This window comes from Nocardioides albertanoniae (assembly GCF_006716315.1).
In the GTDB taxonomy this organism is placed as follows: Bacteria; Actinomycetota; Actinomycetes; order Propionibacteriales; family Nocardioidaceae; genus Nocardioides; species Nocardioides albertanoniae.
Genome location: NZ_VFOV01000001.1, coordinates 3,232,094 through 3,258,291, shown reverse-complemented (window position 1 = coordinate 3,258,291; position 26,198 = coordinate 3,232,094). Strand labels below are relative to the sequence as shown.

Here is a 26,198-nt window from a genome sequence, read left to right as displayed (position 1 = left end):
GGCTCGCTCCGCCTGACACAGACCCAGCACCCCCATGCGCAAGGAGACCGGATGACCATGACGACACCCGACGAGAACGAAGGTGTGGTCGTGCGCGAGGACCCGGAGGACGCCATCGAGGTCGCGGCGCTCGCCGCCGAGCCCGTGCCGCGCGAGATGACCTGGGCCGTACGCCTGATCATCGGCCTGATCGCCTTCAGCGCGGTGGTCGTCCTGGTGATGGTGCTGCGCTCCGACGACCTGGTGCGTGCCTGGGCCGAGGGCAACCCCTCGGCCAAGCGCATCTTGGAGACCGAGGGTCTCGACGCGCTGATCAACCCGCCTACGGAGAACCGGGTCAGCGCTCCAGCCTTCGTCGCGCCCGCCATCACGTTGTTCGGCGTGATGGCCTCGATGCTGGGCGTGCTGACCGTCTTCCTCCGCAACGGGTTCGAGTGGGCACGCATCGTGATCACGTTCCTCGTCTTCATCGCCGCGGTCGCCAGCGTCGGCGGAATCCTGACCGGCCCGCCGGTGATCATCAGCGTGCTGACCACGATCGCGATCGTGCTCGTCGCGGCGCTGCTGGTCGTGATGTGGCTGCCGGCCAACACGCGCTACATCCACCCTCCGCACCGCATCCGCGGCTCGCACAGCGAGGCCTGAGACCGGGCCCGGGACCGGGCCTTCGACCTCGACACGCCCCGTCACCGAATCGTCCTTGTGACTGTCGGTGGCGGGGTGTAGTTTGTTCTCGTGTTCGAACAAACGTTCGAACAACCAGGCTCTGGCGGGCGTCGTCCTCGACCCCCGACGCCCGCCGGAGCCGTCCACCGCGGGGTCGACCGCTTTCGAGAAGGACGACCCGATGCATCTGCTGCCGGCCACGACGCACAACTACCTCTTCCGGGCCACCGAGTCCCTCGCGGAGGCCATCGCCGCTGACGACGTGCCGAGCAGATACGCGATGGCCCATGTCGCTGCCCTGCAGGCCGCAGCGGCGCTGATCGCAGCACGCACCGACCCGGTCGAGGCCGCGAGCCGGGCCGGCCGCCGGCGCCCGTGGAACGCCTGGGTGCGCCTGAAGAAGGTCGCGCCGGAGCTCTCGGTGTGGGCCGACTTCTTCGCCGCCGGTGCTGCCAAGCGCGCCGCCGCCGAGGCAGGCTCGATCCGAGCGGTCACCGCCGAGGAGGCCGACGACCAGGTGCGCGACGCCGACCGGTTCCTCGCCGTCGTCGAGGAGGCTCTCGGCCTGATGGCGCACACCTCTCACGTCGCCAGGCTCCGCCACGACCGCCTCGTGGGCTGATTCAGATGTTGTCCGCGCAGCGCCTACCCTTGGGCACATGGCAGTTGCTTCAAGCAGTCGTCGGGCAGGCGCCCGCGCCGTCGCGGTCTGGGACGCGCTCGACCCGATCCTGGCGGCCCCCGACGCCGGGCCTCTCGACGTGCTCGACATCGGCGGCGGCACCGGCACCTCCGCCGTACGCATCGCCGGGCTGGGGCACAACGTCACCGTCATCGACCCCAGCCCCGACGCGCTCGCGGCCCTCGACCGCCGTGCCCGCGAGGCCGGCGTCACCGTCGACGCGCGCCAAGGTGACCTGGCCGCGCTCGCCGACGTCGCCGACCCCGCAGGCGCCGACATCGTGCTCTGCCACGGCGTGCTCGAGGTCGTCCCCGACCCCGCGGAGGCACTGGCGGGGATCCGCGAGGTGCTCCGCCCCGGAGGCACCCTCAGTCTCCTCGTCTCCCAGCGCACCGCCGCCGTCCTCTCCCGTGCTATCGCCGGCCAGTTCGCCCAAGCCGTCGACCTCATCGACGACACCGCTCCTCAGGGGCGCTCGGGTCGCCGGTTCTCGCTCGACGAGGTCACCGGGCTGCTCACCACTGCCGGGTTCGAGGTCGGGGACGTTCGCGGCGTACGCGTCTTCGTCGATCATGTTCCTGGGGGGTTGCTCGATCTCGATGCTTCCTCTGGTGACGCGTTGGTCGAGCTCGAGCAGCGGGCTTCTACTCGGGCGGACTATCTGCCGTTGGCTTCGCAGGTGCATCTGCTCGGGTCGCTTCGTTCTTAGCTCGCTTCGCTTCGCAGTTGGCTCGCTTCGCTTCGCGTACGGCTCGCTTCGCTTCGCCGGCCGGCGCCGACACAGCGCAAAGGTCCCACCTCCGCTGGCGCTCCGGCGGGACATTTGCGCCGAGTCAGCGCTTGTCCGCGTCCTCGGAGGATCGGGGTGACCTCCTCCGCTGGCGCTCCGGAGGTCACCCCGATCCTCCATGTCGACATGGACGCCTTCTTTGTTTCGGTGGCTATCAGGCACCAGCCCGAGCTCTGGCAGCAGCCGGTCGTCGTCGGGGGTCATGCGAGAGGTGTGGTGACCTGTGCCAACTACCCGGCGCGGGCCTATGGCATCCATGCCGCGATGCCCGGCTCGATGGCGAGGCGTCTGTGCCCTCAGCTCGTCTCGGTGCGTCTCGACTTCGGCGAGGTCTCCGAGGTCTCCCAGCAGGTGCGTGAGATCTTTCGCCGAGCCACCCCGCTGGTGGAGGTGGTCAGCGTCGACGAGGCGTTCCTGGACGTACGCGGCGCCACCAGGCTCTTCGGCAGCCCCGAGCGGATCGCCCACCGGATCCGGCGCCAGATCGCCGACGAGCTCAAGATCACCTGCTCCGTCGGTGTCGCACCCACCCCGAGCGTGGCCAAGGTCGGCAGCCGCAAGGCGAAGCCCGACGGCGTCGTGGTCGTCCGGCCCGACGACATCCCCGGTTTCCTGCATCCGCTCGACGTCGGCGAGCTCTACGGCGTCGGGCCGAGCACGCGCAACCGGCTGCGAAAGCTCGGGTTCGAGACCGTCGGCGACATCGCCCGCACCCCGGTCCCGGCGCTCCACCAGATCCTCGGGCCCCGTCTCGGTGGTCATCTGCACCGGCTCGCCACCGGCACCGACCGGCGCGAGCTGACCGGGCGGCTCGGCCCCGATCTGCCCGAGACGACCGGAGCGAGGTCGAGCGGCGAGCTTGCTCGTCCGCTCGCGCCGAGCGAGGGAGTAACCGCGCGCAGCGCGGACCGGTCCACCGGCGCCCAGGAGACCTTCGCCCGCGATCTGAGCGACCGCGACGACATCGTGCGCGAGCTGCTGCGCCTCTCGGCCCGGGTCACTCGGCGGATGCGGCGTGCCGGCACCGTCGGACGCACGGTGGCGCTGACGGTGCGGTTCACCGACTTCACGACGATCTCCCGCTCCCGCACACTGACGGACCCGACAGACGTCACCCAGGAGGTGCATACCACCGCGGTCCGGCTCTTCGACGACCTGCAGCTGCGGGGGAGGGCCCTGCGTCTGGTCGGGGTGCGGGTGGAGCACCTGGTCGCTCGGGAAGGCACCGGTCGACAGCTGGTGATCGGCGAGCGCGAGCGCGGCTGGTCGGAGGCAGATCGTGCCGTCGACCGGGTCGCCGACCGCTTCGGGTCCAACCTCGTGCGGCGCGCGAGCCTGATCTAGGCAAGCCCTGGCCCGTCAGGGTTGACGCATCTGCCCGATCGCACGGCACAATCAGCGCAGGTCGTGCCATGTGGCAGAACGTCAGGTGGCAAGATTTTTCCGGGCTCCCTACCGCCTTCACGATGGCGAGCCTAGACTTGGGAATGCCCGACAGGACATGGGAGGTACGGTGCCACTCTCGGAAGAGGAGCTTCGTCTGCTGGAGCAGATGGAGCGCGCGCTCTCGGCGGAGGACCCGAAGTTCGCCTCCGCCCTCCGAGGCACGGCCTTGCGCCGTGCCCAACACCGACACGCGGTGATCGCGGGCTTCGTGCTCGCCGTCGGCGTGGCGTTGCTGATGGCCGGGGTGATCTCACGGATGTGGATCGTCGGAGTCGTCGGATTCCTGGTCATGCTCGGGTCGACCTCTGTGCTGCTCACCGCCTTGCGTGGGGCCGCTTCGGTCGAGGAGGACGAGGGCAGCGAGCCACCGCCTCGCAGCTCCTTCCTCGATCGGGCCAGCGAACGCTGGAAGCAGCGCCGCCGCGGCGACGACGACCTCTGAGCCGCACCACCGCCGAGTCGGCGCGTCCTGACCGGATTCAGCGTCGAGTCGGCTCGTCAGAACGAGCCGACTCGACCCTTCGGGTGCTGGCGCGCGGGTGCGGCTAGGAGGAGATCAGCTCGTGCTCGGGCCGGGCGGTCGCGGTCTCGGAGGCCGGGGCGGAGACCCGGCGGAAGACCGAGACCGGCCACAGCGTGGCCCGGCGCCGGGCACGTGGACCGGCCTGCTCGCGCAGAGCCGCGCACACCTGGCGTACGTCGTCGCCGATCGCCGTGGTGTCGCGATGCTCCGCGTAGCGTCCGCGCTCGACCGCTGCCACGATCCTCTGCAGCGCGAGCAACGGGTCTCGACCGCTGATCTCGGTGTTCAGAGCGGCGCCGGCCTCCCGAGGCGAGCGGGTGCCGGCCCATGGCAGACCCAGGTCGACGGCGGTGTCGCCGATCTCGGCCCAGCCCGCCTCGGCATCGCCCGCGAGCCGAGCCGCCCGCCTGCGCCGTCGGATCACGGCGGGTGCGGCGAGGCCGAGGAGGGCGACCAGCGCGAGCACCCCCAGGCCAGTCCAGACGGCGCCGGTGTGGGCCTCCTCGGTGGCGGGGTCGACGACCTGCGGGGTCTCGGGAGCCTCCCGCTGCGGCCGGTTGGGCGCCGGCGCGGCGCTGGCGTTGCCGCCGGGCTCCGGGGTGTCGGGGATCTCGGGGGCGCTGCCGAGCGCGCCGGAGGTGTAGTCGGGCTCGGCGGTGTCGGCCGCAGCGGGGGTCGGCTCGAACCGCACCCAGCCGATGTCCTCGAACCACAGCTCGGGCCAGGCGTGCAGGTCGCGGCCACGGAACTGCCAGGCGCCGTCTTCGTTCTGGTCGCCGCCGAGGAAGCCGAACGCGACACGGGCCGGGATGTCGAGGTCGCGCGCGAGCACGGCCATCGCTGTGGCGTACTGCTGGCAGTAGCCGACCTTGTTGGTCGTCAAGAACTCCAGCAGCGCCTCGGAGTCGGCACCGACGTCACGCTCGAGGCTGTAGGTGAACTCGCCGCTGTGCCGGAACCAGTTCTGCAGGGCGACGGCCTTGGCGAACGGGCCCTCTTCGTCGGCGGTGCGGCTGAGCGCGATCTCGTGGATCTCGTCGGGGAGCACCGGCAGGTCGGTCATCTCCGGCGGTGCGTCGACCCCGGCGTCGCCGGCGGCCAGCAGCCGCTTCTGCGGCGGCTCGACCGGCGCCGCGGTCATCCGCCACCTGGTGCCGGCGACGGTGCGGTCCCTGCCCTCGGTGGACATGAAGTCGAGGGTGTCCTCGTCGTAGCGCCACGGGCCCTCCGCGCTGACCTCGAGCGGGTGGGTGAAGACGGGGAGCCAGGTCGACTTGAAGCTGTCGCTGGCGCGCATCTGATAGGTCGTCGTCGGGCCCAGCAGCGACTCGTCGGACATCGGGGGATCGATGGTGGCCACCCCGGTCTGGTCGGAGGGCACGTCGCGGTTGCCCGGCGTCCACTCCGTGCCGGTGAACTTCGTCAGCGCGCCGATCCGCAGGTAGGACGGGGGCTCCTCGGCGTCGCCGTAGACCGGGGTCGCGGTGACCATCACCTCGTCGCTCTGCTGGCGCAGGTCGTCGTAGAGGCCGACGGTCGGGTTGATCACCCGCAGCGGCCCGTTGCCGTCGCCCGGACCGAAGCCGGGCATCGTGACGTCGGGGGTGGGCAGCCACGAGGGGGTGAGCAGCGCGATCGCGACCGCGGCGACACCGATCACCGCAGGCCCGGCCGCCGGCACCGTGGGCAGATCCTCGTCGAGACGTCGACCCCAGCGACCCAGCTGCTGGGCGCGGTCGAAGCGCAACATCACCAAGAACGCGGCCGCGGTGACGACGAAGATCGGCCACGACAGCCCGCCCCACCCGCCTGGGCCGATGATGCTGAACGGCACCGTGAAGACGCCCAGCAGCACCAGCCCCATCATCGGCGGCCGGCGCAGGGTGACGGCCAGCACGTCGGCCAGCAGCACCGCCGCGACACCACCCGGCACGAGGTAAGGGGCGATCGCGGAGCCGGACATCGGCAGGTCGAGCGGGGTGAAGCCCGCGTACGCCTGGGTCATCTCGGTCACGACCCGGGCCCGCCCGTCGCCGGTGACGGGGAACGGGTGGTGCACCACCAGCAGGCCGGTCGCGATCGTGCCCAGCAGGATCTGCAGCAGCACCACCACCGAGCCGTGCACGCGCAGCAGCCGAGCCGAGACTCCGGTGCCGACCACGAGCAGACCGGCGACGAGGATGGGCCCCAGGTAGGCGGCGCGGGCGTCGGTGAACGAGCCCCACGAGAGCAGCGCCAGCATCACGGTCACGAAGCAGGTCACCGGCACCGCCATGGTGGGCACCGCCCCGCGTACGTCGGTTGTCATCGTGCCGCCCCCATCGAGGCCGCCGCGCCGGCCGCGCCACGGGTGCCGAGCTCACGCCAGCGGGTGGCCACCGAGTCGCCGAGGCCGAGGTCGACCGCCTTCCAGCCGTGCTGGAGAAGCAGGGGTACGCCGCTGGGCCGCTGTTGCTCGGGGGCGAGGTTCACCGTGCTCCAGCTGTCGACGGCGAGCGTGAACGCCAGCGCCGACCCGGTGTGATGTCGCACCCGGCGAAGCACGCTGGCATCGTCCTGGTCGATGGCGCCGAGCACGGCGACGGTGATCCCGCCCTGGCCGTCCTCGCTCATCCAGGACGCATCGATGTGGTGGTGCTGCACCGTCTCGATCACGGCGAGCGCCTCGAGCAGCGCGGCGGCGTCGGCCTGACCCTCTCGGTCGTGCCAGGCCGCGGCGACGTCCCCACCCGAAGACACCAGCCGCACCGAGTAGCCGGCGCCGACCAGGTGCACGGCCACCGAGGCGGCGACGACGACGGCGTGCTCGAAGGAGGAGGCCGATCCCTGGCCGCGATGGACCGAGCGGCGGTTGTCGAGGAAGACGGTCGCCCGGGCCTGCCAGGGCTGCTCCTCGCGGCGCACCATCAGCTCGCCGAGGCGGGCGGAGCTGGGCCAGTGCACGCGGCGCAGCTCGTCACCGCGCCGGTATTCACGCACGGTGACGTCTTCGGCGCTGCCGCCGAGGAAGGCCCGCGGCCGGGAGTCGCCCGAGGAGGTGGCGTTGCCCGTCAGCGGGGTCGAGGGCAGCCCGACCACCTTCGGCGTCACCGTGAACGGCACGGTCGAGCTGAACGCGCGGTTGAGCTCCACCAGGCCGAACGGGTCGGCGACCGTCACCCGCATCGGGCCGATGTCGAAACGGCCGCGGATCTCGGAGCGGATCTGGTAGCCGAGCTTGTGGCGCCAGCCGAAGCCGATCCGGTCGACGACGAACCGGGGACGACCGCCGAGGGCGAAGGGCACGGTCTCCTCGAGCAGCAGGGTGCCGGTGGGGATGCGGCCCTCGTTGGCGATGGTGAGCTCGACCTTGGCGGGCTGGCCGGCCTCGGTCAGGTGGGGCTCGATGTGGCGCACGAGGGCGAGCCGGTAGCGGCCCCAGGCGGCGACGGCGGCGGTGACCAGCGGCAGCGCGATCAGCAGCATCCCGATCCGCGAGAGCGAGGCCTGGTCCATCAGCATCCCGCAGACGATCGCGGTGACCCCGGCCGCCAGGAAGGTGCGGCCCCGGACGGTCAGTCCCGACAGTGCCTCACGCATCGGCTCCCTTTCGTGTGGCCAGCTTCGACCGGGTCAGGCCTGTGGCACCGGCACGGCGGAGGTGACGGCCTCGAGGATGTCGGCCACCGAGCGGCCGTGCATCGCCGCGGACGCGCTGGGGAGCAGACGATGGGCAAGCACCGGACCGGTCAGCCTGCGCACGTCATCGGGGAGCACGAACTCGCGCCCGTTCATCGCGGCGTGCGCCTTCGCGGCCCGCAGCAGATGCAGGCTCGCACGCGGTGAGGCGCCCAGGGCCAGCTCGTTGTTGGCGCGGGTCGCCGCGGTGAGGGCCACGGTGTAGCGCCGGACGGAGTCGGCCACGTAGATCTGGTTGACGACCCCGACGAGCTTGCGGATCTCGGCCGCGTCGGCCACCGGCTCGAGGTCGTCGAGCGGGTTGGCGGCGCTGTGGCTGGCGAGCATCGCGATCTCGGAGCCGACCGGGGGATAGCCGACCGAGACGCGCGCCATGAACCTGTCGCGCTGCGCCTCGGGCAGGGCGTACGTCCCTTCCATCTCGATCGGGTTCTGGGTCGCGATCACCATGAACGGGGAGTCGAGCTGGTAGGTCACGTTGTCGACGGTGACCTGGTGCTCCTCCATGCACTCCAGCAGCGCCGACTGGGTCTTGGGGGAGGCGCGGTTGATCTCGTCGCCGACCACGATGTTGGCGAAGATGCCGCCGGGGCGGAACTCGAACTCCCGGGAGTTCTGGTTGAAGACCGAGACCCCGGTGACGTCGCTCGGGAGCAGGTCGGGGGTGAACTGGATGCGCCGCACCGAGCAGTCGATCGAGCGCGCGAGCGCCTTGGCCAGCTGGGTCTTCCCGACCCCGGGCACGTCCTCGATCAGCAGGTGCCCCTCGGCGAGCAGCACGGTGAGGGTGGAGTCGACGACGTCGGTCTTGCCCTCGATCACCTTCTCGATGCTGTCGCGAATGCGGCCCGCGACCCGCACCAATGTCTCAATCTCTGCCCCATGCACTGCGCCCGATCCTGGGGCCTCCGCCGGCGTCGTCACGTCGCGTCCTTCCGACTCAACCTGTCTATGGGGACACCGTACGGGGTACGGCCCACCGCGTCTGCGCCATTGACCTGTCTGTGACCTACCCGGGCGATATCCGCGACCTCCCCACTTTCCTCCCCACCTTCCTCCCACAACCCTCCACCCACCGTCTCGAGCGCCCATGGAGCGGCCTTCGCGACCCCTCCGGAGATCGCGGCCGTGGCGCGAAATCACGCGGTGGGGGAGCAATGTGGTTTGAAAGTGGGGGATTGTGGGGTACGGTGGGGCAAAGTGGAGGAAGGATCCACGTCGAGCAGACCGCGGGGGCGAGCACATGTTCTTCATGGGCACGTACACGCCGAAGCTCGACGAGAAGGGCAGGGTCTTCCTCCCCGCAAAGTTCCGAGATCGACTGGCTGAGGGGGTTGTCGTGACGCAAGGTCAGGAGAACTGCCTGGTGGTGTGGCCAGAAGACGTCTTCATGCAGGAGGCCCAGCGGGCCCAGCAGACTCCGCTGACCTCTCGCGACGCTCGTGACTACGCACGTGTCCTCTTCGCGGGGGCGGAGCAGACGACACCCGACAAGCAGGGCCGGATCGGCATCTCGCCGCTCCTGCGTGACTACGCCGGGATCGTCAAGGACGTCGTCGTGATCGGTGTGATGGACCGGATCGAGATCTGGGACCCGGCCAAGTGGGCGGAGTACTCCGCGGGTGCACAGGCCAAGTTCGCAGACCTCGACGAGTCGACCGACTGAGATATCCACAAAGCGACACAGCGACATATCAACACCAGCACAAGTCAACAGCGGATCCGCAGGACGAGGTCTCAGTCCCGCTCCACTCATCCAGCCATCCGGGGCACCTTCCCCGGCTCCGGACGGCGCTCGGTGGTGACGGAGCGGGCATGAGACCTGGCTCTGCGGATTCGTGACGTTGTCTACCCGCGGCTCTGTCAAAGGAGGCGGGAGAACCACACCAGATGAAACCGTGCGATGGGGGTCGAGGCGGTGACGAACCAAAAGCACGTGCCGGTGATGCTCGACCGCATCGTCGACCTGCTCGCGCCGGCGCTCGCCGACGGTGGGGTCCTTGTCGACTGCACGACCGGCCACGGTGGCCACACCGAGGCGGTCCTCGAGCAGATCCCCGGCGCACGGGTCATCGGCATCGATCGCGACACCTACGCTCTCTCGATAGCGGGGGAGCGGCTCGCGCGTTTCGGTGATCGGTGGACCGGCGTCCACGCCGTCTACGACCAGATCCTCGAGGTGGTCGCCGACCAGGGCCTCGACGAGGTCCAGGCCGTGCTCTTCGACCTCGGTGTCTCCTCTATGCAGCTCGACCAGCGCGAGCGTGGCTTCGCCTACGCCGAGGACGCACCGCTCGACATGCGGATGGACGCCACCCAGGGCCAGACGGCCGCCGACGTGCTCAACACCTACTCGGCCGCCGACCTGACCCGGATCCTGCGGGACTACGGCGAGGAGAAGTTCGCCAAGAAGATCGCCTACGCCGTGGTCGCCCGCCGCGAGAAGGTGCCGTTCACGACGAGCGCACCGCTGGTGGAGCTGCTCTACGCGGAGATCCCGGCGCCGGCCCGGCGCACTGGTGGGCATCCGGCCAAGCGCACCTTCCAGGCGCTGCGGATGGAGGTCAACGACGAGCTCGGCGCGCTGCGACAGGCCCTGCCCGACTCGTTGGAGGCGGTCGGCGTCGGTGGCCGGGTGGTGGTCGAGTCCTACCACTCCCTCGAGGACCGGCTCACCAAGCGAGCCTTCGCCGAGGTGACCAGGCTCGACGTGCCTCCCGACCTGCCGTTCGTGCCCCCGGAGGCCGAACCCGCTTTCCGCCTGCTCACCCGTGGGTCCGAGCAGGCCAACGAGGCCGAGATCGAGGAGAACCCGCGCGCCGCCTCGGTGCGGCTGCGCGCCGTGGAGCGCACCAAGCCCCGAAACAACCAAGCACAGTCGAACCCTGGAGCAAGCAGATGAGCATCGCCGCCGCGCCGCAGGCGCCAGAGCGCCGCCCCGACCAGGCGGCCGAGACAACCCAGACGCGACTCACCGCGGTCCCCGCCTCGATGCCCGCCGGGGCGATGGCGCCGCGGCTGCCTTTCGTCGTGCTCGTCTCGATGCTGCTGATCGGCGGCATCGTCGGCCTGCTCGTCTTCAACACCTCGATGCAGCAGTCGGCCTTCCAGGAGGCGCGCCTCCAGGAGCAGGCCACCACGCTCGCCGCACGTGAGCAGGCCCTCGACGGCGAGCTGAAGAAGATGGAGGACCCGCACAAGATCGCCGCCAAGGCGAAGGGGCTCGGCATGGTCGTCCCGCAGAACGCGGCCATGCTCCGGGTGCCCGAGGCGAAGGTCGAGGGCGAGTCGGCCGCGGCCGACCGCTCCGCGACGCCGCCGCTGCACCCGAAGGTCGCCAAGCCCTACAGCGTGCAGCTGGCCGAGGCGAAGACGCGCAAGGCCGCCGAGGACAAGAAGAAGGCCGAGGAGACCGCGCTCGCCAAGAAGAAGGCCGAGGAGAAGAAGGCCGAGGAGCGGAAGCGTACGTCCTCGGGCGAGGCTCGCTGAGGGCGAGTCGCTGGCTGGTCGCATCGATCCGCTAGGACACACTGGCAACACCAGTCACAGAAGACATGGGGTAGGGGAGGACCGAGATGGCCCAGCGCAACCTCCGCAGGAGGCCCGCGAAGCCGGCCCAGCGATCGGCCCGAGGTTCGGGCAAGGGATCGGCCGGCAACGAGGTCCGTCGGCGTGGTCCCGTGCACATCCGGCTCCGGGTCGGGTTCATCCTGGTCGCGATGGTGCTCTCGGTCTTCGGCGGCCGGCTCGTGCAGCTGCAGGGCATCGACCCGCACTCGTACGCCGCGATGGCGGCGGCCGAGAACGTCGTCGATGTCGTGCTGCCGGCCGAGCGCGGCGAGATCCTCGACCGTGACGGCGAGGCGCTCGCCGACTCCTCCGACGGGCTGATGGTGCTCGCCGACCCGAAGCAGACCAAGAAGGACGCGCCGGCGATCGCGGCGTTCCTGGCCAAGGAGCTCGGCGTCGACTACGCCTCGGCGCTGACCAAGCTGCGCAAGGACGGCAGCCGGTTCCAGTACATCAAGCGTCAGGTGCCCGCGACCCAGGCGACCGCCGCCGTGGAGAAGGCGGGCAAGGAGGGCTACCAGGGGCTGTGGACCAGCCGCGACCCGCTGCGCAACTACCCCAGCGGTGACGTCGCGGCCAACCTGGTCGGCTTCCTCGGCAACGACGGCCCGCTGGCCGGCCTCGAGGCCGGCTTCGACAAGCACCTGGCCGGCAAGGACGGCCACGCCGAGTACGACGCGACCAGCCCGGTCAGCGGCACCCGGATGCCGCTGGGCACCAACAACCGCGTCGACCCCGTCGACGGCCACGACCTGAGCCTCACCATCGACCGCGACCTGCAGTACTACGTGCAGCAGACGCTGATGGACGCCGTACAGAAGTCGCGTGCGGAGTCGGGGATGGCGGTCGTCATGGACACCAAGACCGGCGAGATCCTGAGCCTCGCCGACTACCCGACCTTCGACGCGCGCGACCCGGCGGCCTCGCCGAAGGCGCTGCGCGGCAGCAACGCCCTCTCCAACGTCTACGAGCCGGGCTCGGTGCAGAAGGTGCTCACCGTCGCCGGTCTGCTCGACCAGGGCCTCGTCTCGCCGAAGACGAAGCTGCGGGTTCCGGGCTCCTACAAGTCGGGCGACGCCGACATCCACGACTGGTACGAGCACGGCATCGAGAAGCTCACCCTCGCCGGTGTGATCGCGAAGTCGTCCAACATCGGCACCGTGATGGCCGCCAACAAGTACGCCGACGGCCAGCTGCGCGACTATCTCTCGGCCTTCGGCCAGGGCAAGCGCACCGGCATCGGGCTCGACACCGAGTCGGCCGGTCTGCTCGCCGCCCCCGAGGTCTGGACCGCGGCCAACGAGGACCGCATCGACTTCGGCCAGTCCATCTCGGTCAACGCGGTGCAGATGACCGCGGCGCTCAACACGATCGCCAACGGCGGCGTACGCATCGACCCGAGCCTGATCGCCGGGAAGGCCACCAACAACTCCGGCATCGAGGTCGGCACCGACACCGCCCAGCGCACGCGGGTGGTCTCCGACAAGGCCGCCTCCGAGACCGCGCAGATGATGGAGCGGGTCATCAACGACCCGGTCAACGGCACCGCGAAGCAGGCCGCCGTCCCGGGCTACCGCGTCTCCGGCAAGACCGGCACCGCACAGCGCGTCAACTCCGAGTGCAAGTGCTACGACGGCACCACCACCGTGTCCTTCGGCGGCTTCGCCCCCAGTGACGACCCGCGGTTCACCGTCTACGTCGCCATCCACAACCCCGGCAACGGCGGCGGTGGCGGCACCGTCACCGGCCCGGTCTTCTCCAAGGTCATGTCGTTCGCGCTGCGCCGCTACGGCGTCCCGCCGACCGGCACCGAGCCCTCGAAGATCCCGACCGGCTGGTGATCTCGGGCCAGGTCGACTGATCTCGACCGCAGGTCGAATGCATAACATAGGTATGTTATGTTTATCTGGTGAGCACGACACCAGCATCCGGACATGACCTGTCGCTCGCGCTCGAGAAGGTGGTGCGACTGGTGCGGGAGGTGTCGACCGCGGGCGACGTCTCGCCGACGGCGGCCGCGGTGCTGGCGGGGCTCGCCCGCACCGGTCCGCAGCGGGTGACCGAGCTGGCGCGGGTCGCCGGGGTCTCCCAGCCGGCGATGACGCAGCTGGTCAACCGGCTCACCCGGCAGGGGATGCTCGCCCGGGTCGCCGACGACGCCGACCGGCGCGCGGTGCTGGTCGAGGTCACCGACGCCGGGCGAGAGGTGCTCGCCGCCAGACGCCGTCAGCGTGCCGGCGTCCTCGACGGCGCCCTGGCGCGGGTCTCCGCAGAAGACCGTGCCGCCATCGCCGCCGCGCTGCCGGCCCTCGACCGGCTGGCCGAGGTCGTGCTCGAGTCCTGACGCGCCCGCATGCCGGCGACGCGTACGAAAGATCGTAGTGAGAAGAGGAAAGCAATGAGCTCCCACTCCGGGGCAGCTGCCGTCAGTCCGTTCAAGCAACCTCGTGCCGTGTGGGCGGTCGCGTTCGCGTGCGTGGTGTCCTTCATGGGCATCGGGCTCGTCGACCCGATCCTGCCGGTGCTCGCCGAGGAGCTGGAGGCCACGCCGGCGCAGGTGTCGCTGCTGTTCACCAGCTATCTCGTGGTGACCGCCGTGGCGATGATCGGCGTCGGCTGGGTCTCGAGCAGGATCGGCGCCAAGTGGACGCTGATCCTCGGCCTGGTGCTCATCGTCGGGTTCGCCGGGCTGGCCGGCACCGCCGGTGGCGTCGACGGCATCGTCGGCTTCCGGGCCGGCTGGGGCCTGGGCAACGCACTGTTCATCTCCACCAGCCTCGCCGTGATCGTGGCCTCGGCCAGCGGTGGGTTCTCGGGGGCGATCATCCTCTACGAGACCGCGCTCGGCCTCGGCATCGCCGTCGGCCCGCTCCTGGGCGGAGTGCTCGGCGGCATCTCCTGGCGCGGACCGTTCTTCGGGGTCTCCGCGCTCATGGCGATCGCGCTGATCGCGACCCTGTTCTTCCTCCCGCCCACACCGAAGCCGGAGAAGAAGGTCTCCCTGGTCGCTCCGTTGGCGGCGCTGCGCCACCGCGGCCTGCTGACGATGGGCATGATGGCGCTGCTCTACAACTGGGGCTTCTTCACCCTGCTCGGCTACGCGCCCTACCCGATGCAGCTGCACGACCCGCTGCAGCTCGGCTGGGTCTTCTTCGCCTGGGGCATCCTGGTCGCGATCTTCGCCGTGTGGGGCGCGCCGTGGGCACAGCGACGCTTCGGCACGGCACCGACCCTCTACGTCAACCTGCTCGGCCTCGGCATCCTGCTGACCGTCATCGGTCTGGGCGTCTCCTCGCCGCCGGTGGTGATGGGCGCGGTGATCCTGTCGGGCATCTTCGTCGGTCTCAACAACACGCTCACCACCCAGGCGGTCATGCTCGTCTCGCCGGTGGAGCGGCCGATCGCCTCCTCGGCCTACGGGTTCGTACGCTTCATCGGTGGCGGGCTGGCCCCGTTCGCCGCCGGCAAGATCGCCGAGGCCACCGACCAGTCCGTGGCCTTCTACGTCGGCGCTGCTGCCTTCCTGGTCGCGATCCCGGTGCTGGCCAGCGGTCACCAGCTGATCAAGGCCGCCGAGTCGGGGGAGGCCGCGGAGCCGGTCACGCCCACGCTGGAGCCGGTCGGCCCGGTGCGTGGCGAGGGACGCCCGGTGCTGGTCGCCGTCGGCGCCACGCCCGACGCCGACGAGGTCGTCGACCGGGCCGCCGAGATGGCTGCCGCCGAGGGCGCGCCGCTGGAGGTGGTCCACGTCCGTGAGACCGACGTGATCGAGGAGCAGGCGATCGACGCCGAGGAGCCGGAGGCGGCGGCCGCGACCGTACGCGCCCACCTCGACCGCCTCGGCGCTCGTGGCATGAGCGCGACTGGCCTGGTGCTCCACAGCGTCGGCGACCACGCGAGCGCCGGTGTGGAGCTGGCTCGGTATGCCACCGAGACCCGCGCCCGGACGATCGCGCTCGGCTCCTCGCCCCGTGGCCGCGCCGCCCAGCTCGCCGACGGCTCGATCACCTCCGCGGTGGTCGCCAACGCCAGCGTGCCGGTCGTGCTCGTCGTGCCTGGTGAGCAGCCGCGCGAGCTGAGCGCAGCGGCGCTGACACAGCTGCGCCACGCCTGACGCCACGCCTGGGATCGGCCCGGCGGGACCTGGTCCTGCCGGGCCGATAGCCTTCGGCAGGTGAGCAGTGCGTACGAGAAGACGGCGGGCCCGACGAGCCCGACCCGCCCGAAGGTGACCGAGCCGGTGACACTGAGCGACCTGGCCGCCGAGCTCGACCTGGAGCTGCGTGGCGAGGCCAGCGTCACCGGGGTGAGCTTGAGCTCCCAGCGAGTGATGCCGGGCGACCTCTACGCCGCACTCCCCGGCAGCCGGGCGCACGGCGCCACCTATGCCGCCGGCGCACTCGAGGCCGGGGCGGTGGCGGTGCTCACCGATGCTGCCGGTGCCGCCCAGCTCGAGGCTCAGCGCATCGAGGTGCCGACGCTGCTCGCCGACCAGCCGCGCAAGGTGCTCGGGGCGCTCTCGGCCCGCGTCTACGGCGACCCGTCGAGCAGGCTCCGGTTGATCGGCGTGACCGGCACCCAGGGCAAGACGACGACCACCCGCCTGGCCGAGAGCGCGCTGCTCGAGGCCGGCCACGCTGCCGGCGTCATCGGCACGGTCGGCACCCGGATCGGCGGACACGACGTGAAGACGCCGTTGACCACGCCCGAGGCACCCGATCTGCACGGGCTCTTCGCCCGCATGGTGGAGGAGGACACCGAGGCCTGCGCGATGGAGGTCTCCTCCCACGCGCTGGTGATGGGGCGCGTCGACGGAGTCGTCTTCGACGTCGCGGTCTTCCTCAACCTCGGCCGCGACCACCTCGACTTCCACGACACGGTCGAGGACTACTTCCAGGCGAAGGCCGCGCTGTTCACCCCCGAGCGGGCGCGGATGGGCATCGTCAACATCGACGACGAGCACGGGCGCCGGCTGGCCGAGGAGGCGAGCATCCCCGTCGTCACCTATGCCCTGCACGAGGAGTCCGCCGACTGGCACGTCTCGGGCATCGAGCTGCGTCCCGACGGCTCGAGCTTCGTCGTCCACGGCCCCGACGGCCTCGAGCTCCCGGCCGCCAGCCCGCTGGCCGGCGACTACAACGTGAGCAACACCCTCGCCGCGCTGGCGAGCATCCACCATGCCTACGCCGCCCCCGGTGAGCGGGCATCGACCGAGGTCGTACGCAGCGCGGCCGCCGCCCTCACCCAGGGGTCGGGTGTGCCGGGACGGCTCGAGCGGGTCGACGCCGGACAGCCGTTCACCGTCGTCGTCGACTATGCGCACAAGCCAGATGCCGTCGAGGCCGCGCTCGGCACGCTGCGGCCGCTGACCGAGTCGAAGCTGATCGCGGTGATCGGTGCCGGGGGAGACCGCGACTCCGGCAAGCGTCCGATCATGGGGGAGATCAGCGCACGCCTGGCCGACCACGTGATCGTCACCGACGACAACCCTCGCACCGAAGACCCGGCGAGCATCAGGCGCCAGGTGCTGGAGGGCACCACCGGTGCTCGCGCGATCGTCGAGGAGATCGGCGACAGGCGGGCCGCGATCGGGCGCGCGATCGAGCTGGCCGAGCCCGGCGACATCGTCGTCGTCGCCGGCAAGGGGCACGAGACCGGTCAGGAGATCGAGGGCGTCACGCATCCGTTCGACGACCGCGAGGTCGCCCGTGAGGCGATCGCGAAGCAGTGACCGAAGGCCCGAGCGACGGGCTGGCACGGCGCGGTTGCGCAGTTCGGGAGGGCCTGTGGGCCACAATGAGGCAGCAGGTGCCGACACCGTGCTCCGTACAGGTATCGCACGGGTCTCCGGCAGGCACCGACCGGCGACGAGCAGTGGCCACATGTGACGACAGGGCACAGGAAGGCGCCAGGCTGAGATGAGAGCGATCCTGCTGAGCGGGGGCATCGCGCTGTTGCTCTCGTTGGTCGGCACCCGGTTCGCGATCCTCCAGTTCACGCGGCTCGGCTATGGCCAGCCGATCCGCGAGGACGGCCCGACGACCCACTTCGTCAAGCGGGGCACTCCCACGATGGGCGGGGTCGCGATCGTGCTCTCGGTGGTCGGCGGCTTCTTCGCATCGATGCTGATCACGGGGCGCCCGCCCAGCGCGACGGCGTACCTGCTGATCTTCCTGCTCGTCGGTATGGCGCTGGTCGGCTTCGTCGACGACTTCATCAAGGTCTTCATGCAGCGCAACCTCGGGCTGCGGGGGCGCGCGAAGATCGTCGGGCAGACGGTGGTCGCGCTCGGGTTCGGCGCGGTCGCGCTGCATCCCTCGATGGCCGACGCCGAGGGCATCACCCCGGCCTCCGACCGCCTCTCGTTCATCCGCGACTTCGGGCCGCACCTGCTCGGCGGCAGCGGTGCCCTCTACTGGGCCGGCGGCGCCGCGCTGCTCGTCCTGATCTGGGTGATGGTCACCGGCACCTCCAACGCCACCAACCTGACCGACGGCCTCGACGGCCTCGTGGCCGGGTCCGCGGCGCTCGTGTTCGCGACGTACACGATCATCTCGATCTGGCAGAACAACCAGCGCTGCGGGCGCCCGGGCCTGGAGGGCGGTGCCTGCTACGAGGTGCGTGACCCGCTCGACATGGCGATCCTGGCCGCGGCGATCGCGGGTGCCTGTTTCGGGTTCCTGTGGTGGAACGCGTCGCCGGCCAAGATCATCATGGGCGACACCGGCTCGCTCGCGATCGGGTCGGTGCTGGCCGGCTTCGCGATCCTCTCGCGCACCGAGCTGCTGCTGATCATCATCGGCGGCCTCTACGTCATGGAGACCACGGCGGTGATGATGCAGGTGAGCTGGTTCAAGCTCACCCGCAAGGTGACCGGCACGCCCAAGCGCATCTTCCGGATGACCCCGATCCATCACCACTTCGAGATGCTCGGCTGGGAGCAGGTGACCGTCACGATCCGGTTCTGGATCATCACCGGCCTCTGCGTCGCCGCCGGGCTGGGCATCTTCTACGCCGAGTGGGTCGCAGGCAGCTGATACCCCCTCCGGCACGTACGGTGGTGTGACGGACCCCCAAACGGCGGGGCGCCGCGAGCGCGCGAACGGCGTAGGGAAGAATGCACGAGGCTTGCCGGGCTTCCGTGTGCGCGGCGGCCCGGGGGCGAAGGCGATCGATCACGTCGACATCGGATGTCGACACACCAAGGAAGGCACCCGGCTGACATGAGAGCGATCCTGCTGAGCGGAGCGATTGCGCTCCTGTTCTCGCTGCTCGGCACCCGATTTGCGATCGTACAGTTCACGAAGCTGGGCTACGGGCAGGAGATCCGCGAGGACGGCCCGACGACGCACCACACCAAGCGCGGCACCCCCACGATGGGCGGTGTCGCCATCGTGATCTCGGTCATCGTCGGCTACATCGCGGCCAAGCTGCTCACCGGAGACGCTCCGAGCGCGACGGCCTACCTGCTGCTCTTCCTCTTCGTCGGTATGGCCGTGGTCGGCTTCGTCGACGACTTCATCAAGGTCTTCATGCAGCGCAACCTCGGTCTGCGCAGCTGGGCCAAGCTGATCGGCCAGACGATCGTCGCGCTCACCTTCGGTGCGGTGGCGCTGCTGCCCGGGCTCGCCAACCACGCCGGGATCAGGCCGGCCTCCGACCAGCTCTCCTTCATCCGTGACTTCGGCCCGCACCTGCCGTGGATCGTGATCCTGATCCTCGTGTGGGTGATGGTCAACGGCACCTCCAACGCCACCAACCTGACCGACGGGCTCGACGGGCTGCTGGCCGCCTCGGCCGGCATCGTCTTCGCCGCCTACACGATCATCTCGATCTGGCAGAACAACCAGCGCTGCGGCCGGCCGAGCGTCGAGATCGGCACCTGCTACGAGGTGCGTGACCCGCTCGACATGGCGATCCTGGCCGCGGCGATCGCGGGTGCCTGTTTCGGGTTCCTGTGGTGGAACGCGTCGCCGGCCAAGATCTTCATGGGTGACACCGGCTCGCTCGCGCTGGGCTCGGTGCTGGCCGGTTTCGCGATCATGTCGCGCACCGAGCTGCTGCTGATCATCGTCGGCGGCCTGTTCGTGATGGAGACCGTCGCGGTGATGCTGCAGGTCAGCTGGTTCAAGGTCACCAAGGCCCGCACCGGCACCGGCAAACGGCTCTTCCGGATGGCGCCGATCCATCACCACTTCGAGATGCTCGGCTGGGAGCAGGTCACCGTGGTGATCCGGTTCTGGATCATCACCGGCCTCTGCGTCGCCGCAGGTCTGGGCATCTTCTACGCCGAATGGGTGGCGGGCATCTGATGAGCGACTCCATCAACCTCGACGATCTCGGCCGCAACGACTCCTGGGAGGGCGTGAGGGCGGTCGTGGCCGGCTTCGGCGTCTCCGGGTTCGCCGCCGCCGACAACCTCACCCACCTCGGTGCCTCCGTGATCGCTCTCGACGAGTCGCCCGGCGACGAGGAGCGTCAGGAGAAGGCCAAGCTGCTCGGCATCCTGGGGGCCGACGTACGCCTCGGCGAGGGAGCCACCCACGTGCTGCCCGACGGCGTCGACGTGCTGGTCACCTCCCCGGGGTGGCGGCCCACCGCGCCGCTGCTCGCCCAGGCGCGCGAGCGGGGCATCCCGATCTGGGGGGAGGTCGAGCTCGCCTGGCGGCTGCGCGACCCCGACAACGCCGCCCCGTGGCTGGCGGTCACGGGCACCAACGGCAAGACCACGACCGTGCAGATGCTCGACAACATCCTGCGTACGGCGGGGCTGCGGTCGGTCGCCGTCGGCAACGTCGGCCTGCCGATCGTCGAGGCCGTGATGGACCCTGACGCCTACGACGTGCTCGCCGTCGAGCTCTCCTCCTTCCAGCTCCACTACACCTCCTCGATGTCGGCCGAGGCGGCCGTCGTGCTCAACATCGCCGAGGACCACCTCGACTGGTATCCCTCGATGGACGACTACGCCGCCGACAAGGGCCGCGTCTACGAGGGCGTGCAGCGCGCCTGTGTCTACAACGTCGCCGACGAGGCCACGATGCATCTGGTCGAGGAGGCCGACGTCGTCGAGGGGGCCCGCGCGATCGGGTTCACCCTCGGCACCCCGGCCGTCGGGCAGGTCGGGGTCGTCGAAGACATCCTGGTCGACCGCGCCTTCATCGAGGAGCGTCAGACCTCCGCCGCCGAGCTGTGCCAGATCGCCGATCTTCCCTCCAGCGCTCCTCACTACGTGCAGAACGCCCTGGCCGCTGCCGCCCTCGCGCGCGCTCACGGCGTCTCCCAGGCGGCGGTGCGCGACGGGCTGAAGACGTTCCGGCCCGACGGCCACCGCATCGAGGTCGTCGCCGAGGCCGAGGGCATCACCTGGGTCGACGACTCCAAGGCCACCAACCCGCACGCCGCCCAGGCGTCGCTGCAGGCCTACGACCCGGTGGTCTGGATCGCGGGCGGGCTGGCCAAGGGCGCCCGGTTCGACGACCTGGTCGCCACGATCGACGACCGGCTTCGCGCCGTGGTGCTGATCGGTCAGGACCGCGACGTCATCGCCTCGGCCCTCGCCGCCCACGCACCCCAGGTCGACGTCGTCCAGATCGACATCGCCGACGGCCCCGCGGCCATCGCCGCCGCGGTCGAGACCGCCGCCGAACTCGCCCGGGTCGCCGACACCGTCCTGCTCGCCCCCGGCTGCGCCAGCCAGGACCAGTTCCGTGATTACAAGGCCCGCGGCGACGCCTTCGCCGAGGCCGTACGCCGCCGCCTCTGAACCAACCTCCGCCGAGAGGTCACTTCTGCAGGCCGAGACGTCACTCCTGCAGGTCGAGAGGTCACCCCGGTGACCTCTCGACCTGCAGAAGTGACTCTTCGACCTGTCTCGGCGGAGGGCGACACGCGGGCCCGGGTGCGGTGGATCGGGCGGGGCGACGCGGGAGAATGACGACGACGTACGCCATCGGAGCTTGGAGGGAGTGCTGGTGACGACCACGAGCCCCGACCGGACCGGTTCCGGATCGACGCAGGGAGCATCGACACAGGGAGCACGGTCCTACCCGAAGACGGCGCTGGGCTATCTCAAGGCGTGGTTCCATGCGCTGAGGGTGGCGCTCAACCGACCGCTGGCGGCCTACTACCTGCTGCTGACCAGCTCGGCGCTGCTGCTGACCATCGGACTGATCATGGTCCTCTCGGCCTCGAGCGTGTGGTCCTACCGGGTGATGGACAACTCCTACGCGATCGTCGGACGCCAGGTGCTGTGGGTGATGATCGGCATCCCGTGCGCGTTCATCGCCTCACGGATCCGGCCCAGGCACCTGCGTCGGATGGCGTGGCCCGGGTTCTTCGTTGCCTGCGTCCTTCTGTTCCTGACGATCTTCCTCGGTCACGACGTCAACGGGCAGCAGAACTGGATCGGTGCCGGCCCGGTCAAGATCCAGCCCTCGGAGATCGCCAAGCTGGCGATCGTGCTGTGGACAGCCCACGTCTACGCGCTCAAGGACCGTCGCCTCGACAGCCTCCACGAGGTGCTGATGCCGGTGCTGCCCGGCATCGGGGTGGCCACAGGGCTCGTCCTCGCCGGAAAGGACCTCGGCACCGCCCTGGTCTTCTTCACGATCGCGCTCGGCATGCTGTGGGTCGTCGGTGCGCCGGGAAAGCTCTTCGGGATCGCGATATCGGTCATCGGCGTCTCGGTGCTGTTCCTGATCAGCACCGACACCGAACGGCTCGCCCGGTTGACCAGCTTCGTCGACCCGTTCAAGGACTTCCACGGAGAGGGCTGGCAGCCCTCCCACGGCCTCTACGCGCTGAGCTCGGGCGGTGTCCTCGGTCAGGGCATCGGCGCCTCCCAGCAGAAGTGGGGAGACCTTCCGGAGGCCCACACCGACTACATCTTCGCGGTGCTGGGGGAGGAGCTCGGCCTGGTCGGCACGCTCCTGGTCGTCGGCCTGTTCCTGACCCTCGCCTTCGCGCTGATCAAGGTCGCCCGCCAGACCGACCGGCCGTTCGTACGCTACTTCAGCTTCGGCGTGCTGGTCTGGCTGCTCGGCCAGATGATCATCAACGTCGGCATGGTGCTCGCGCTGCTGCCGGTGATCGGCATCCCGCTGCCCCTGGTCTCCTACGGCGGCTCGGCGCTGATCCCGTCGATGGTCGCGCTGGGCGTGGTCATCGGGTTCGCTCGTCGTGAGCCTGCGGCGGCGGCAGCGCTCTCGCACCGTAAAGCCTTGGCAAAGGATCGCGCCAGGCAGGCAGCCGCTTACCGTCGTGGCCAACGCAACCGATAAGTTCTGACGCATCATGAAGGCCCTCCTCGCCGGTGGTGGCTCCGCCGGACACACATCCCCCCTGCTCGCCACCGCAGATGCCCTGCGTCGTCTCGACCCGGGCGTCGAGGTGACCTGTCTCGGCACGCCCCGCGGCCTGGAGAACCAGGTGGTTCCCGCCGCGGGATACCCGCTCGAGCTGATCCCGCCGGTGCCGATGCCGCGCCAGCTCAGCGCCGACCTGCTGAAGGTGCCGGCCAACCTGAAGGGCGCGGTCGAGGCGACCTACGAGGTGCTCGACCGGGTGCGGCCCGACGTCGTCGTCGGTTACGGCGGCTACGTCTCGATGCCCGCCTACCTCGCCGCGAAGCGGCGCCACATCCCGATCGTCGTCCACGAGGGCAACGCGATCCCCGGGCTCGCCAACAAGGCGGGCGCGCGCGTCGCCGATCGGGTCGCGGTGAGCTTCCCCGACACCAAGCTGCCGAAGGGCGAGTACGTCGGGCTGCCGATCCGCCGGATGATCTCGACGATGGACCGCTGGGCGCTGCGTGCCGAGGCACGCAGCTTCTTCGGGCTCGACCAGCACCGGCCCACGATCGTGGTCACCGGCGGGTCGCAGGGTGCCCGGCGGATCAACGAGGCGGTCTCCGGTGCCTACCGCACGCTGGCCGGCAACGGGGTCCAGGTGCTCCACGTGATCGGCCCTAAGAACGAGCTGGCCTCGCCCGGCCCCGGCTACCACGTGCTCAACTACGTCGACCGGATGGATCTCGCGCTGGCCGCGGCCGACCTGATGATCTGCCGCTCCGGCGCCAACTCGGTGATCGAGGCGAGCGCCGTGGGCGTGCCGGCGATCTACGTACCCCTGCCGATCGGCAACGGCGAGCAGTCGCTCAACGCCAAGGCCGTCGTCGACGCCGGTGGCGCGGTGCTGGTCTCCGACGCCGAGATGAGCGCCGAGTGGGTCACGGCCCACGTGGCACCCATCGTCACCGACCGCTCCCGGCTGGAGGCGATGTCGAAGGCCGCCAGCGACCTGGTGCCGCGCGACGCCGACGAGCGGCTGGCCCGGATGGTCTTCGAGGTCGTTGCAGGAGGTAAGTCATGAGGGTGCCCGTTCCTGAACACATCCTTCCGGCCGAGCAGCTGGGCCGGGTCCACTTCATCGGCATCGGGGGAGCGGGTCTCTCGGCGATCGCCCGCGTCATGCTGGCCCGCGGGATCACGGTCTCCGGCAGCGACGGCGCCGACTCCTCGATGGTCGCGGCGCTGCGCGAGGAGGGCGCGACCGTCTTCGTCGGTCACGACGCCTCCCAGGTCGAGGGGGTCGACACGCTGATCGTCTCCACGGCGATCCGCGACGACAACCCCGAGTACGTCGCGGCGGTGGAGAAGGGTCTGCGGATCTACCCGCGCTCGGCCGGTCTCGCCTCGGTGATGGAAGGCCGCCGCGTGCTCGCGGTGGCCGGCACCCACGGCAAGACCACGACCACGTCGCTGCTGACCGTCGCCCTCCAGACGGCGGGGGCCGCGCCCACCTACACCGTCGGCGGCGAGCTCGCCGCCTCCGGCACCAACGCGGCCGAAGGCTCCAGCGACCTGTTCGTCGCCGAGGCCGACGAGTCCGACGGCGCCTTCCTGGTCTACAAGCCCTACGCCGCGGTCGTCACCAACGTCGAGGCCGACCACCTCGACCAGTGGGGCACCGAGGAGGCCTACCGCGAGGGGTTCGCCCAGTTCGTGGGCCGCCTGGCTCCCGACGGCTTCCTGGTCGCGGTCATCGACGACCCCGGCGCCGCCGACCTGCGTCACGTCGCCCACTCGCTCGGCCGCCGTTTCATCGGTGTGGGCGAGTCGGAGGTCGCCGACGTGCGCGCCGTCGACGTGGTGCTCGAAGGCACCACCTCCTCCTTCACCGTCGTCGACGGGCTCGACGAGCTGGGACGCATCACGCTGAAGATCCCCGGCCGTCACTACGTCGCCGACGCGCTGGCCGCCATCACCGTGGGCCTGCGTCTGGGCCACTCCTTCGACCTGCTCAAGGCCGGCCTGGAGTCGTTCACCGGCACGCGGCGGCGGATGGAGCGCAAGGGAGAGGCCGGCGGCGTACGCGTCTACGACTCCTACGCCCACCACCCCTCCGAGATCGCCGGTGACCTCGTCTCCGGGCGCTCGGTGGCCGGCTCCGGACGCCTGATCGTGGGCTTCCAGCCACACATGGTCTCGCGCACGAGGATCTTCGGCGAGGAGATGGGCCGCGTGCTCGGCGCCGCCGACGAGGTCGTCGTGCTCGACGTCTATCTGGCTCGTGAGGACTACGACCCGGAGGTGACCGGCAAGCTGGTCGCCGACGCGGTGCCGCTGCCGCCCGGCCAGGTGGCCAGCGTCGGCGGGCTGGAGGAGGCCGCCGACGAGCTCGCCCGGCGCGCCCGTCCCGGTGACCTCGTTCTGACGCTCGGGGCAGGTACCGTGACCGAGGTGGGGCCGATGGTGCTCGCCAGGCTACGTACGGCTGCAGAGCAGTAGGCGCTGGAGGGAGCAGCATGGGGGAGAAGGGGCCAGGCGTCGAGATCGACGAGGCTCTCGAGATCGCTCGGTCGGCATCCGTGGAGCGCGAGACCGCTCCCGACTCCGAGGACGCCGCGCCCGAGACGGGTGCCGCGGCGACCTCCGAGCCGACCCCTGATCCGACCTCCGAAGACCCGACCTCCGAAGACCCGAGCTCCGAGCCCGGTCCGGCGCCGCGCACAGCGCCGAGGTCGGACCGGACCTCGGCCGAGCGCGCCCCGGTCGACGCTGCGACCCTCAAGAGCCGCAAGGCCTTCGCTCGTCGCCAGTGGCGTCGGCGCTGGCTCGCGTGGCGCTACATCATCGTCGGCACGCTGATCATCGCCCTCCTGCTCGGCGGGATCTGGGCGGTCTACTTCTCCACCTGGCTCCAGGTCAAGGGCACCGTTGCCCACGGCGACATGAAGATGACCAACGCCAAGGAGGTCGTCAAGTACGCCGGCGTGCCGATCGGGGAGCCGCTGGCCACCGCCGACCTCGGCGCCGTCCAGCTGCGTGTGCTCAACGGCCTGCCGATGGTGCGCTCGGTCAACGTCTCGCGGGAGTGGCCCGACAAGATCCGGGTCGACGTCACCGAACGTACGCCGGTCGCGGTCGTCTCCATCGGCGGCCGGCTGCGGGCCCTCGACGAGACCGGCACCGTCTTCTGGGACTACAAGAAGGCGCCGCGCGGCCTGCCCATGGTGAACACCGTCACCGGCACGAACTCCTCCGCGCTGCGCGAAGCCGCCGCCGTGGCCTCGGCTCTGCCGGCCGACCTCGCCAAGAGGGTCGACCACGTCGAGGTCACCACCGTCGACTCGATCTCCCTGGAGATGAACAACGACAAGCGTGTCGTGTGGGGGAGCAGTGCCCAGTCCGACACCAAGGCCGACGTGCTGGTCGCACTGATGAAGGCGGAGCCGAAGGTTGCCCGCTACGACGTCTCGGTGCCCGGTCAGCCCGTCACCAGCAAGAGCACCGACTGAGCGACCGCCGCTACCGGACGGCTCTGCCCGATTGCCCCTACCGGAC

Annotated in this window: 22 protein-coding genes; 19 read left to right on the top strand and 3 right to left on the bottom strand. The window is 70.4% G+C overall.

The features are described 5' to 3' along the window. Positions 1–51: 51 nt before the first annotated feature. The 5 genes from FB381_RS15640 to FB381_RS15620 all read left to right on the top strand — a co-directional run bounded on the left by FB381_RS15640 (position 52) and on the right by FB381_RS15620 (position 4,026). A complete protein-coding gene (locus tag FB381_RS15640) occupies positions 52–645 on the top strand; it encodes a hypothetical protein (RefSeq protein WP_141781143.1) in 594 nt (197 codons plus the stop codon). 202 nt (positions 646–847) lie between these two features. Then, positions 848–1,288 (top strand): SAV_6107 family HEPN domain-containing protein, encoded by a 441-nt coding sequence (locus FB381_RS15635; protein WP_141781142.1) that lies wholly within the window; start codon positions 848–850, stop codon positions 1,286–1,288. 37 nt (positions 1,289–1,325) lie between these two features. Then, positions 1,326–2,057, top strand: a complete 732-nt coding sequence (locus FB381_RS15630; protein ID WP_141781141.1) for a methyltransferase domain-containing protein — start codon at positions 1,326–1,328, stop codon at positions 2,055–2,057. A gap of 156 nt (positions 2,058–2,213) precedes the next feature. Beyond that, the gene (dinB, locus tag FB381_RS15625) at positions 2,214–3,482 is read left to right on the top strand and encodes a DNA polymerase IV (RefSeq protein ID WP_141781140.1); all 1,269 of its coding nucleotides are present in this window, start codon (positions 2,214–2,216) and stop codon (positions 3,480–3,482) included. Between the two features lie 169 nt (positions 3,483–3,651). After that, positions 3,652–4,026: a DUF3040 domain-containing protein gene (locus FB381_RS15620; RefSeq protein WP_141781139.1), complete on the top strand. Its 375-nt coding sequence runs from the start codon at positions 3,652–3,654 to the stop codon at positions 4,024–4,026. Positions 4,027–4,129: 103 nt separating this feature from the next. Here FB381_RS15620 and FB381_RS15615 read toward each other — a convergent pair whose 3' ends face one another. The 3 genes from FB381_RS15615 to FB381_RS15605 are packed head-to-tail and all read right to left on the bottom strand — an operon-like array spanning position 4,130 to position 8,673. Then, a complete protein-coding gene (locus tag FB381_RS15615; protein WP_141781138.1) occupies positions 4,130–6,415 on the bottom strand; it encodes a transglutaminase TgpA family protein in 2,286 nt (761 codons plus the stop codon). Further along, the gene (locus tag FB381_RS15610) at positions 6,412–7,686 is read right to left on the bottom strand and encodes a DUF58 domain-containing protein (protein WP_141781137.1); all 1,275 of its coding nucleotides are present in this window, start codon (positions 7,684–7,686) and stop codon (positions 6,412–6,414) included. Before FB381_RS15610 ends, FB381_RS15615 begins: the two co-directional genes overlap by 4 nt. A 33-nt stretch (positions 7,687–7,719) precedes the next feature. Continuing rightward, entirely contained in the window at positions 7,720–8,673 is a 954-nt protein-coding gene (locus FB381_RS15605; RefSeq protein ID WP_141781136.1) for an AAA family ATPase, read from the bottom strand. Between the two features lie 355 nt (positions 8,674–9,028). Between FB381_RS15605 and mraZ the strand changes: the two genes are divergently transcribed. The 14 genes from mraZ to FB381_RS15535 all read left to right on the top strand — a co-directional run bounded on the left by mraZ (position 9,029) and on the right by FB381_RS15535 (position 26,152). After that, positions 9,029–9,451, top strand: a complete 423-nt coding sequence (gene mraZ / locus FB381_RS15600) for a division/cell wall cluster transcriptional repressor MraZ (RefSeq protein ID WP_141781135.1) — start codon at positions 9,029–9,031, stop codon at positions 9,449–9,451. 237 nt (positions 9,452–9,688) lie between these two features. Next, on the top strand, positions 9,689–10,687 hold the full coding sequence (rsmH, locus tag FB381_RS15595) for a 16S rRNA (cytosine(1402)-N(4))-methyltransferase RsmH (protein WP_141781134.1): 999 nt from the start codon (positions 9,689–9,691) through the stop codon (positions 10,685–10,687). Next, entirely contained in the window at positions 10,684–11,274 is a 591-nt protein-coding gene (ftsL, locus tag FB381_RS15590) for a cell division protein FtsL (protein WP_141781133.1), read from the top strand. The genes rsmH and ftsL overlap by 4 nt, the downstream gene beginning before the upstream one ends. 86 nt (positions 11,275–11,360) lie before the next feature. Beyond that, on the top strand, positions 11,361–13,196 hold the full coding sequence (locus FB381_RS15585; protein WP_141781132.1) for a peptidoglycan D,D-transpeptidase FtsI family protein: 1,836 nt from the start codon (positions 11,361–11,363) through the stop codon (positions 13,194–13,196). A 68-nt stretch (positions 13,197–13,264) separates the two neighbouring features. Further along, positions 13,265–13,699: a MarR family winged helix-turn-helix transcriptional regulator gene (locus FB381_RS15580; protein WP_141781131.1), complete on the top strand. Its 435-nt coding sequence runs from the start codon at positions 13,265–13,267 to the stop codon at positions 13,697–13,699. Between the two features lie 54 nt (positions 13,700–13,753). Beyond that, a complete protein-coding gene (locus FB381_RS15575) occupies positions 13,754–15,469 on the top strand; it encodes an MFS transporter (protein ID WP_141781130.1) in 1,716 nt (571 codons plus the stop codon). A gap of 60 nt (positions 15,470–15,529) precedes the next feature. Further along, positions 15,530–17,086 carry a UDP-N-acetylmuramoyl-L-alanyl-D-glutamate--2,6-diaminopimelate ligase gene (locus tag FB381_RS15570; protein ID WP_141781129.1) on the top strand — a complete coding sequence of 519 codons (1,557 nt, stop codon included), beginning with the start codon at positions 15,530–15,532 and terminating at the stop codon, positions 17,084–17,086. A 187-nt stretch (positions 17,087–17,273) separates the two neighbouring features. Beyond that, positions 17,274–18,392 carry a phospho-N-acetylmuramoyl-pentapeptide-transferase gene (gene mraY, locus FB381_RS15565; RefSeq protein WP_141781128.1) on the top strand — a complete coding sequence of 373 codons (1,119 nt, stop codon included), beginning with the start codon at positions 17,274–17,276 and terminating at the stop codon, positions 18,390–18,392. Positions 18,393–18,578: 186 nt separating this feature from the next. Then, positions 18,579–19,667, top strand: a complete 1,089-nt coding sequence (mraY, locus tag FB381_RS15560) for a phospho-N-acetylmuramoyl-pentapeptide-transferase (RefSeq protein WP_141781127.1) — start codon at positions 18,579–18,581, stop codon at positions 19,665–19,667. After that, a complete protein-coding gene (gene murD / locus FB381_RS15555; protein ID WP_141781126.1) occupies positions 19,649–21,118 on the top strand; it encodes a UDP-N-acetylmuramoyl-L-alanine--D-glutamate ligase in 1,470 nt (489 codons plus the stop codon). The genes mraY (FB381_RS15560) and murD overlap by 19 nt, the downstream gene beginning before the upstream one ends. Before the next feature lie 208 nt (positions 21,119–21,326). After that, positions 21,327–22,634, top strand: a complete 1,308-nt coding sequence (ftsW, locus tag FB381_RS15550) for a putative lipid II flippase FtsW (protein WP_141781125.1) — start codon at positions 21,327–21,329, stop codon at positions 22,632–22,634. 13 nt (positions 22,635–22,647) lie between these two features. Further along, on the top strand, positions 22,648–23,724 hold the full coding sequence (gene murG, locus FB381_RS15545; RefSeq protein ID WP_141781124.1) for an undecaprenyldiphospho-muramoylpentapeptide beta-N-acetylglucosaminyltransferase: 1,077 nt from the start codon (positions 22,648–22,650) through the stop codon (positions 23,722–23,724). Continuing rightward, the gene (gene murC, locus FB381_RS15540) at positions 23,721–25,142 is read left to right on the top strand and encodes a UDP-N-acetylmuramate--L-alanine ligase (protein WP_141781123.1); all 1,422 of its coding nucleotides are present in this window, start codon (positions 23,721–23,723) and stop codon (positions 25,140–25,142) included. Before murG ends, murC begins: the two co-directional genes overlap by 4 nt. 17 nt (positions 25,143–25,159) lie before the next feature. After that, positions 25,160–26,152, top strand: a complete 993-nt coding sequence (locus tag FB381_RS15535; RefSeq protein ID WP_141781122.1) for a cell division protein FtsQ/DivIB — start codon at positions 25,160–25,162, stop codon at positions 26,150–26,152. Positions 26,153–26,198: the final 46 nt, after the last annotated feature.

Excerpts from the sequence above, each read along its gene's own strand:
- FB381_RS15535 (WP_141781122.1), top strand. The coding sequence starts at position 25,160 with ATGGGGGAGAAGGGGCCAGGCGTCGAGATCGACGAGGCTCTCGAGATC.
- FB381_RS15610 (WP_141781137.1), bottom strand. The coding sequence starts at position 7,686 with ATGCGTGAGGCACTGTCGGGACTGACCGTCCGGGGCCGCACCTTCCTG.
- FB381_RS15615 (WP_141781138.1), bottom strand. The coding sequence starts at position 6,415 with ATGACAACCGACGTACGCGGGGCGGTGCCCACCATGGCGGTGCCGGTG.
- mraY (WP_141781128.1), top strand. The coding sequence starts at position 17,274 with ATGAGAGCGATCCTGCTGAGCGGGGGCATCGCGCTGTTGCTCTCGTTG.
- FB381_RS15585 (WP_141781132.1), top strand. The coding sequence starts at position 11,361 with ATGGCCCAGCGCAACCTCCGCAGGAGGCCCGCGAAGCCGGCCCAGCGA.
- murG (WP_141781124.1), top strand. The coding sequence starts at position 22,648 with ATGAAGGCCCTCCTCGCCGGTGGTGGCTCCGCCGGACACACATCCCCC.
- rsmH (WP_141781134.1), top strand. The coding sequence starts at position 9,689 with ATGGGGGTCGAGGCGGTGACGAACCAAAAGCACGTGCCGGTGATGCTC.
- FB381_RS15575 (WP_141781130.1), top strand. The coding sequence starts at position 13,754 with ATGAGCTCCCACTCCGGGGCAGCTGCCGTCAGTCCGTTCAAGCAACCT.
- mraY (WP_141781127.1), top strand. The coding sequence starts at position 18,579 with ATGAGAGCGATCCTGCTGAGCGGAGCGATTGCGCTCCTGTTCTCGCTG.
- murD (WP_141781126.1), top strand. The coding sequence starts at position 19,649 with ATGGGTGGCGGGCATCTGATGAGCGACTCCATCAACCTCGACGATCTC.
- FB381_RS15640 (WP_141781143.1), top strand. The coding sequence starts at position 52 with ATGACCATGACGACACCCGACGAGAACGAAGGTGTGGTCGTGCGCGAG.
- FB381_RS15635 (WP_141781142.1), top strand. The coding sequence starts at position 848 with ATGCATCTGCTGCCGGCCACGACGCACAACTACCTCTTCCGGGCCACC.
- FB381_RS15630 (WP_141781141.1), top strand. The coding sequence starts at position 1,326 with ATGGCAGTTGCTTCAAGCAGTCGTCGGGCAGGCGCCCGCGCCGTCGCG.
- ftsL (WP_141781133.1), top strand. The coding sequence starts at position 10,684 with ATGAGCATCGCCGCCGCGCCGCAGGCGCCAGAGCGCCGCCCCGACCAG.
- murC (WP_141781123.1), top strand. The coding sequence starts at position 23,721 with ATGAGGGTGCCCGTTCCTGAACACATCCTTCCGGCCGAGCAGCTGGGC.
- mraZ (WP_141781135.1), top strand. The coding sequence starts at position 9,029 with ATGTTCTTCATGGGCACGTACACGCCGAAGCTCGACGAGAAGGGCAGG.